This window comes from Cellulophaga sp. (genome assembly GCF_039943695.1).
Classification (GTDB): domain Bacteria; phylum Bacteroidota; class Bacteroidia; order Flavobacteriales; family Flavobacteriaceae; genus Cellulophaga.
In genome coordinates this window covers 1-9,586 of the sequence record NZ_JBDVAA010000131.1, presented here as the reverse complement: position 1 = coordinate 9,586, position 9,586 = coordinate 1, and the positions used below count along the sequence as shown (strand labels likewise).

Genomic DNA, 9,586 nt, shown 5'->3' with positions numbered 1-9,586 from the left:
AAACAGAACAAAGGAAGCTTTGAGGAATTAAAAAGATGGATTGACAATAAAACAATAAAATGCTTCTTTCAAAAAAAAAGCGAGGATGAACACAAAGTAGTTTTTCAAGTTGAAAATAAGCAAATAGAATTAGTTCTAAAATGGCAAGAGCAAACTTTCGATTATAAAACAATAATAAATAAAAAATCAAAAAATGTAATATCTGAAATTAAACAACTCAACTCAGATGAATATACAATAGTAGAAATCTGCAAAATAAAACTAATAGATTTCAAACAATCTAATTTCCCAAATAGAGAACTAAATGAATTATATGGTAGACTTTGCAATCTTGAAATTTCGCCAAAATCAGAAATCGAAAATCAACAAGAAATTTGGGATAAATGGATTGAAGCACAACAGCTTATTCTTAATAAAAATTCCCAACCATTAGAAATAGTCAAATATGACCAACCGATTAGTATTCACGAATCACTCTATCAATTTCGAGTTAAGTTAAAGCAAGAAGAAAATCCAGAATTTAAGAATTTTGAAAAAATTATTTCAGAAGAACCCTTCAATTTAAACGAACGAATAAATCCTGATGGAAGTCTGTTTTTGAGGTTTAAAGATATTAGCGATGTATTAGATAGAGTTATACAAAAAGATTTTACAAACATACTCGAAAGAAATAAACAGATTGCTTGTGTTCTTAAAATTACACCTTTTTCTATATCAAATAAAATTAGCAAAACATTTAACAATCGTTTTATAGTCTCAAATAATAGCGATACAATAAATATTTATATTAATAATCTATCTCAAAAACAAGAGGTTGTAGATAAAATGTTTTTAGAGCAATTTTACTTCAAGAGTTACGGAGCAGAATTCGAAATTGATTGGCATTGCAATATAAAATTAGACAAGGACTTAAATATTAGCGACCATTTATTGAGACGATTAAGGCACAATGTTTTCTCACGAAAACATAATGAATTTGATAGTCTAAAAAAAATGCACCAAGAATTAATCTCAATCTTCGGAAAGGATAAAGTTAAGTCAAAAGTATATTTACAATTTGACCAATCTAGAGTTAATGAACCAATAAGGTTTGAAAACTCAACATTTAAAAACACTTTTTGGACTGAAATAAAACGAGAATTTTACTCATTTGATTTTGACACAAATATTAGTGAGTCCCAACAAACAGTTGCTTTTGAATTTATTGATTATTCAGATTTAAAATTAAAATACGACAAAATAAAATCTTTGAATAGATTTAACATAATGCTCTCACCATTAAATGACGATTTTAAATTCAAAGTAAAAATTGACATCATAGCTAAAAAATCTAAAAAAGAGGAATTTTTGGATAAAACAAGACAGATAGCTGGTTCAGAATTCTACATAGATAGAGGTGATAAATTTGAATACAAAAAAAGACAGGTAGTAATTGGAAATCTAAATGGTAGAAATTCCGACTATAACCACTACGTTTTCAATTTACCTTATAAATGGTCAAATGATAAACGCCAAACAGATAAGTTCTTCAAATTTATTGAAGAAGAACCTAAAATAAAATTAGTAACACCAAATTTAAGAGGAGACCAAGCAAAAATATCTTGGCTAAATGAAGCAATGAATAAAATTACTAATCCAAAAGAAGGATTAGACCTAAAACCTGTAAACGAAAAAATCAAAGATTTCATTTTTGATAGCTCAAAAGCAGAAGAAATATATAAAAATCTCTCTAAAGATGAGGAAGAATGGAATGAATTAAAAAGACACGAATTACTAATCTTAAACGATTCTCAAAGAAAAGCTGTTTTATCTGCTTTAAATTGTACAGATTTAGCATTGCTTCAAGGTCCACCAGGAACTGGAAAAACAACAGTAATTGCAGAAATGATTTGGCAAATGGTAAGAGTAAATCAAGAACAAAAAATTCTTTTAACCTCTGAAACAAACCTTGCTGTAGATAACGCATTGGAAAAATTACTCAACAAGAATCATACACTAGTAAAAGCGATACGTTTTGGAAGAGCTAGTAAATTTGAGGAAGAAGGAAAAAAGTATGCGTTTGAGCGCATAATGAAATGGGTTGACGAAAAATTTGAAACTGATGATAATTATGAAAATGAAGTTTTAGAAGAAGATGATGTTGAAATAGTTGAAGAAGATTTTCACAATAATTCTGTACAATTATGGATGCGAAGAATTGCTAACAATTCTCAACAATCTAATCCAAAATATAGTGAAATTATGAAAGATTGGGCTTTTGAAATGGCTCAACCTGACAAAGAAATGAAAACGGTATTTAAAGATAAATACTTTAAATATGCGAATGTTGTTGGTAGCACAAGTAGTTCCGCTGGAAGTCCAAATTTCGGAGCAGAATATCAACGAATTTTCAATGATTATGAAGGCGAATTAGAAGTTGAACAATTATATAAACGAGCTAAAAATCTAAGTAAAAAACATAATGATTTTAATGGTTGGTATAAAGGAACAAATTTATTAGAGGTAATCAAGCCAATTCAGTTTGATACAGTAATAACAGATGAAGCAAGTAAAGCGACACCACCAGAATTATTACTACCAATGTGTTTTGGACGCAAAAATATTATTATTGGTGACCATAGACAATTACCTCCAATGCTTCACGATAAAACTTTTAAAGAAACATTAGAATCTCTTGAAACAACAGAAGCAAAAGAATTGGCATCTGAAATTAATAAGGACTTTGTAGAAACTTCTCAGTTTGAAAGATTAATAATGCACCCTAAAGTTTCACCAACCATTAAATCTACATTTAATGAACAATATAGAATGCATCCAAAAATTAACAATGTAATTAAACAATTTTACTTGGATGAAGGTGGTCTAGAACCTGGAAAACCTATAAAGGAATATGCAAATGATCCCGACTTAAGTAATCCGTTTTCAAGATATCATGGATTTATATTAAACAAATTTATTAATCCAGATATACATACTATTTGGGTTAATGTAGATGAACCGGAAGAATTAAGCGGAACATCAAGAATAAATAATTATGAAATTGAAGCTGTTGAGCTAGTCATAAAATTACTTAAAAAATCAAATGGTTTTGAAGAATATATGAATCATTGGCAAAACAGTAACGACCAAAATAAAGCTCAAGAAGAACAAGAAATTGGTGTAATTAGTTTTTACGGACATCAAGTATCCAAACTGAAAGAAGTCGTCTTAAAAGCAAGAAATAAATATGATATTCCAGTTAGATTAAACACTGTAGATAAATTTCAAGGAATGGAGCGAAATATTATTATCGTATCTACTGTAAGAAGTGACAAAAAGATAGAAAACGGAGAAGCAAAAACAAATCACGATATCGGATTTGCAAAATCTCCCAAACGATTGAATGTAGCACTATCAAGAGCCAAACGGTTGTTAATAGTCGTTGGTAATAAAAATATGTTTTACAGATTTAAAGATAAAAATGGAAACCAAATTTATAAAAATGTAATTGACACTATAAACAATGAAGGGATTGTTGTTGATTTCAAAAACTTAAAAAAAGAATTTGGTAATGATGAATAATATAGATTACAACATATTTAAGGCTGTAGAACAAGATAAAAAACTAACAGAAATATATCTTGGCTATAAACCTTTTGATTGGTTTTTTACAAAAGCAAAGTATTCTGCAACTTGTACAGAAGCAGTTGAATTCACATTGTTTGACAAGACTATTTGTGGTTTACTAAATATCGAAAACTCTTTAAGTTTTGAAGAAATAGGCGAAATTTTAGGATTTAATGTAACAGACAATCCTTCTCAGAAAAAATATAAAGACTTTGCAGAATATGAAATATTAAAAGATGCTTTACAAAGTTTAGAAGAATTTGAAATGATAACTACTGGAGATAATTCTTTTTCTTATTGTCAATTGACTGATATTGGAAAAGAATATTTTCAGAAAGGTAAAAAATTCAGAGTACATACAAATAAAAGATTTGAGTTATATTTTGACAATACAAATAATGATCATTTTAAAGCAAAAGATAATTTTGAGTTTTTGAAATGTGTTAATGTTGAAGAGAATTCAATTAATTCTAGCATTAATTATGAAGATGAACAACTATTAAAATCATTTTCGGAAAATCAAATCCCTGAAATCTATAATGTTGAAAAAATTAATTCTTTTAAGGATTCTGTCTTAATCGAAAAAGAACATAAATCAACAACGCTATATGCTGTCTTTTTAGTGGATGCAATTTCAGGACAATATAGAACGGTTGTTTACGAAGAATATTCAAAAACAATCAATGACTATTTTTCTAAATATTTAAGTGAAAATAAAGCAAAGGCAGACAATTTATTTTTTCAAATTCTACAAAAATATAGTTTTTATCAAAATCCAATATCAGATGATTTTTTATATAGAAAAGAGCTACTTAAATCTCAAAAAGAAATTGAAAGGATAATAGCTGAGGATAAAAATATTTCAGAAGAAATCGCTAATAACATCAATCAGCTAAAATTTATCGAGCCTTTTATGTTTATTGATAGATTAGATACAATTATCAAAAATTCAGAAAATGAAGTTTGGCTAATGTTTAATAAGGTTTCAAAATTATTGATCGAAACTTTGTCTAAAATAATCAATGACATTAAAGATAAATACCTATTTATTTACCTTCCAATTAATGATGATTTAAAAACTGAATTAGAAGAGTTCAAAAGTAAAGTTTCCGAATCTTTAAATTCATATTTAATAATTGGTAACATAGATGAGTTTAATGTTATAAGCCAAAAATCGAATAAAACATCTATATACAAAAAAGAAATTTTCCCTTTAAAAATAAGTGGTAAATCAATTAATTATCAATTCGTTGAGAAACACTCTAATGTAGATGTCAAAGAATACATTGACTCTTTTAGAAGTGATTTTGCTGATGAATGTGTGGAAAGCATAAGTAATAAAATAGACGCTCTATTTGCTGAAAAAATTAATAGTGATGACCTATCTAATTATAGCACTAAAGAAATTGAGGATATTGATTTTAAAATAAGACCTTTTTATAAAGTTTCTGAACATAATTTAATCTTAAGTGAAATTAAAGAGAATAAAATAGCATTACTAAATGCAGTCAAAAATGCAAGAAATAAGAAAATAGAATCTTTTCTTGATTTAATATTAGAAGAACTTAAAACTTTAGACTTGTCTGATGAAAGAAAATTTAAAACTCTAAAATCAAAAATAAATAAAGAGAAAGAAAAATTTGAAGAGCAAGAATCGAGTTTATTTTTAGAAGTAGAAAAGAAGTTTTTACTTAAAGAGAAAGAATTTGAACTAATAAAAAAGAGGAAATCAATAATTATTGATACAAACATTCTAATAGAAGAACCAAAAATAATTGACAAAATTGGTTCACTTCAAAATATTATCTTTTCTGCTAAAGTTATTGATGAATTAGACTATTTAAAAAGCAAAAAAGAAACAAAAGAAAAGGCACAACAAGCAATTAGAGAAATTTATAAACACGAAAAGGATAGGAATGTGTATTTAAAATTTAGTAAAGTAGAAATTTTACCACCTGATTATGATAAAAAATCACCTGATAATATGATTTTATCGGTTGCCTTACAATACTTAAATAAAAATCCTATTCTTTTGACAAATGATAAAGGATTAAAATTAAAAGCAAATCCGTTAAATATTCCTGCTAAAACAATTCCCGAATTAACCTCTTTACTTTCTCTCAGAAAAAGAAATAAAACTAACATTAGAAAAAAGCGATAATATGTCTTGTTTTGAAACATCCACTTTCCTGAAAAATCCTCAAGTATTTAAAACAGAGGTTTTTATTGAAGCAGTTAAGAAATTTAACTGGGAATATGAAATTAGAAGTGATAACGAAGTTATTGTTACTAAAATACCTAATACAAAGCTTCACGGAGAATATGCAATAAAAATTAAAAACGGTACAGTAACTTATAACAGTTATTACCTAAAAAACGGAAAAGAACTAGTTAAAGAATTACAGAGTGAATTTTTTGTTTTAAATGTCGAGTATGCAAAAAAGACTATTCTTACTGAATTTGAAAGTGTTGGGTTTTCTCTAAAAAAAGACTACGACTTTGAACCAAATGAAGAAGTGAAAGAAAAGTTTTTTATGGTTGGTTATTCTAAACTAGAAAATGAGGATGAAAAACGAACTGAAATAGAATTTTCAATTCTAAAAGATGGTACTATTATTTCTGATTCAAACTACATTCCATATGATGTTCACGAATTAGCAGATAAAGCAATGGAAGGAATAGAAAAGTCATTTGGAAATACTAGAAGAGAAGGAATAGAAATAAAAAGAAAAGAAATACCTGCAAGATATAAAAACAAGTCTTACTGTAGTGCTTCAAATAAAATCATAGCAAAAAATTAAAACAATGGAAAAATCATTTGAAGATTTAAAATATATGCTTGATGCAAATTATCCGTTAATTTACCTTGCATCACCAGAGTATGGACGCATAATTCAAAAAGTTAGAAGTACAGCATTTAGAAAAGGATATACATTTAGCACTTGGGATATTGTTGATGGTTTACAAATCCATAATAAAGTTGAAAATTCAAATAAATTAGATAAAGTCGAGAAACACCCAAATAATGGCGAAACTAAAAATCCTGATTCTTTTCTTGAATTTTTATTAAGAGGTAATAATGAAAACCAAGAATCAAAAGAGATTTTCATTATTGAAGATGCGCATAAACAGTTTCGAGATGAGAAATTTGTGGTACAATTAAGAAAACTTACACAGTACTTTAAAGCATTAAACAAACACTTATTATTATTATCACCATTTTTTAAATTGCCTGTAGAGTTAGAAAAATACGTTACGGTTCTAAATATGCCTTTACCTGATAAAAGTGATTTAGAAAAAAGGTTGAAAGTAATAACTATGGATGATGTTATCAATGATGATTTAAAAAATCTAATTTTAGATGCAGGGGCAGGACTTACAGATGTAGAAGCCGATTTGGCATTTCGTTTAGCAAAAGAAAAAGTTGGCTTAAATAATAAAGACGCAATTAAAATTATAGCAAGTGAAAAAGAACAAATAATAAAGAAAAGTGGAATTTTAGATTATTATCATACCACAGAAAATTTAGATTCAAGTGTAGGTGGCTTAGACAATTTAAAAGTTTGGTTAAAACAAAGAAGCAAAGCATTTGAAAGAAATGCAAAAATATTTGGTTTGAAAGAACCTAAAGGAATGTTGCTTTTAGGTGTTCCTGGAACTGGAAAAAGTTTAACAGCAAAAGCAATTGCAACAGAATGGAATCAACCTTTACTAAAGTTAGATATAGGTAAAGTATTTCAATCAGAAGTTGGTAGTAGTGAAAACAATATAAGAAATGCAATAATGACATCAGAAGCAATTGCACCTTGTGTTTTATGGATAGATGAAATTGAAAAAGGTTTAAGTACTGGAACAGGCGAAAAAGATGGAGGAACAAACTCAAGAGTGTTTTCAACTATTTTAACTTGGATGCAAGAAAAAACTAAACCAGTATTTGTTGTTGCAACTGCTAACAACATTAGTAATCTACCACCTGAACTTTTAAGAAAAGGTCGTTTTGACGAAATATTTTTTATAGACTTACCAACAAAGAGGGAAAGGAAAAATATATTTGAAATTCATCTCAAGAAAAATAATCAATCAAATATAACAGACTTCAATCCAATAATTGATGAATCTAAGTATTTTAATGGAGCCGAAATTGAAGAAACTGTAAAAGAAGCAATGTTTAAGGCATATATTGAAAACAATGAAGAACCAGCAATTAAATTATCACATCTAATTGAATCAGCCAAAGCAATTGTTCCTCTTGCAATCACAATGAAAAATAAAATTGATGGATTAAGAGATTGGGCATCAACAAGAGCTAGACCAGCAAGTTCTGATACTGATAAAGAAGATTTAAAGAAGGATGAAATTAAAAATCAAATATTAACAAAAAGAGAAAAGGAAGAAGATATATTTTAGCTTGCTACTAAAAATAAGCTAAACCCGTAACTGTATGTTACGGTTTTTTTTGTGCCATTTATACTCTTTTTTTACCCAATTACACATCTACATAATTGTACTACAAAAAATGTTTTTATATTGTAGGAGAAATGTGATTATTGCTTTTGTTAACTAGTTGTAGCCAATTAAAACTTACTAATACCATTCCATTATTAATTATGAAAGAATATTCATACACAGATTTTCTTAAAGAAATAAAAATTTACCCAATAGAGGTTTATTGGAAACATACAAAAATAATTCATGGTAAAGTTTTAATGGATAATGATGAAGATAAACGAAAAATATATAAATTCCTTAAAGACATTATAGGTGGATCCAAAATTAGTGGTTTGTATCTTTATAAGTATCAAGGAAAGATTTTATATGTAGGTAAGGCTAAATCAATATATGATAGAACAAAACAACATTTTATAGAATCTATTGATCCAAATCCCACAAAAGCATTTGAATGGTTTTCCTTTTTCAAGAAATATAATGGAGAGTTGGATCTTTACTTCATTGAAATTAATAAAGAAATTGATAGAAGGGTAATAGAAAGAATGTTGGAAGCTGATTTATCTCCAATATTTGAAACGTATCGTAAAGATTTTAAAATTTCAAAAAAATAATTTCTTGAAGGATAATTATTAATCAAAAAACTGGCTACAACAATGTATAACCGCATTTACGGCGGATTCGACTACGTCCGAATCCACATAGAATTACTAACGTCAGTACCAAACCGAAAATTAACGCATATTAACCCGTAACTGACGGTTATACGAGACCGTTGTACCCAATTAAAACCGACAAAATTCATTGAACAAAATATTACAAATAACAAGACAGAATATATTTGATTTTATCCAAGTTGAAGGATTTCGGTGGGCTGGTAGACTTGAAGAAGCTAATTTCTTATCACGAATGTTTGATTTAGAAAATATGCCTTCTTACGACAACCGCTTTCCAAATGCCGCAGGCGATATTTGGCAACATCGAGTTAATAACTATGACTGGGAAGATGATTGGATTTTTAATGACGACCGATTCAATCTTCTAAATTGTGATGACTCAAAATTTTTGAATTTCATTTGTGAAATGATTCATCCACTAGTCAGAGCAGATAAAGAAGAGGTTAACAAATTACTTCAGATTTTTAATGACAATTTAGCTGACGATAATTTCGAGGTTGTAGAAAAAACTCGAATATCGAATAAGCCAATTTTTGTTGGTAGAATTAAAATAAACGGCAAAGAATCTATTGAAAAAAAAGGAAAAGAAATAAAACAGATTTTAAATGCTGATTACGTTTCTCAACAAATAAATTTAATGGAATCCTCAATTGAGAATTCACCACATATTTCAATTGGTTTAGCAAAAGAACTAATTGAAACTTCGTGTAAATCAATTTTTGACGAAAGAAAAGAAGAATATGACAAAAATTGGGACTTACCGAAATTAATGAAAGAAACGACTAAATTATTAAAACTAACACCAGATGATATTCCTAACGAAGCAAAAGCAGCAAGTTCAATAAAACAAATTTTAG

The 9,586-nt window shown here is 27.8% G+C and carries 5 protein-coding genes and 1 pseudogene; all 6 read left to right on the top strand.

Going from position 1 to position 9,586, the window contains the following annotated elements; all coding sequences use genetic code 11:
* On the top strand, positions 1–3,561 hold a 3,561-nt coding region (locus tag ABJD66_RS09245; protein WP_348130720.1), incomplete at its 5' end, for an AAA domain-containing protein.
* Positions 3,551–5,767 (top strand): PIN domain-containing protein, encoded by a 2,217-nt coding sequence (locus tag ABJD66_RS09240; RefSeq protein ID WP_348130717.1) that lies wholly within the window; start codon positions 3,551–3,553, stop codon positions 5,765–5,767. The genes ABJD66_RS09245 and ABJD66_RS09240, both read left to right, overlap by 11 nt.
* 1 nt (position 5,768) lies before the next feature.
* The gene (locus ABJD66_RS09235; protein WP_348130714.1) at positions 5,769–6,407 is read left to right on the top strand and encodes a hypothetical protein; all 639 of its coding nucleotides are present in this window, start codon (positions 5,769–5,771) and stop codon (positions 6,405–6,407) included.
* 4 nt (positions 6,408–6,411) lie between these two features.
* Positions 6,412–8,013 (top strand): AAA family ATPase, encoded by a 1,602-nt coding sequence (locus tag ABJD66_RS09230; protein WP_348130712.1) that lies wholly within the window; start codon positions 6,412–6,414, stop codon positions 8,011–8,013.
* A gap of 200 nt (positions 8,014–8,213) precedes the next feature.
* Positions 8,214–8,666: a hypothetical protein gene (locus tag ABJD66_RS09225; protein ID WP_348130709.1), complete on the top strand. Its 453-nt coding sequence runs from the start codon at positions 8,214–8,216 to the stop codon at positions 8,664–8,666.
* A 190-nt stretch (positions 8,667–8,856) separates the two neighbouring features.
* Positions 8,857–9,586: pseudogene (locus ABJD66_RS09220) on the top strand (hypothetical protein); the annotation flags it as partial.

Coding starts and splice junctions, on each gene's coding strand:
- ABJD66_RS09240 (WP_348130717.1), top strand. CDS start 3,551: ATGATGAATAATATAGATTACAACATATTTAAGGCTGTAGAACAAGAT.
- ABJD66_RS09225 (WP_348130709.1), top strand. CDS start 8,214: ATGAAAGAATATTCATACACAGATTTTCTTAAAGAAATAAAAATTTAC.
- ABJD66_RS09235 (WP_348130714.1), top strand. CDS start 5,769: ATGTCTTGTTTTGAAACATCCACTTTCCTGAAAAATCCTCAAGTATTT.
- ABJD66_RS09230 (WP_348130712.1), top strand. CDS start 6,412: ATGGAAAAATCATTTGAAGATTTAAAATATATGCTTGATGCAAATTAT.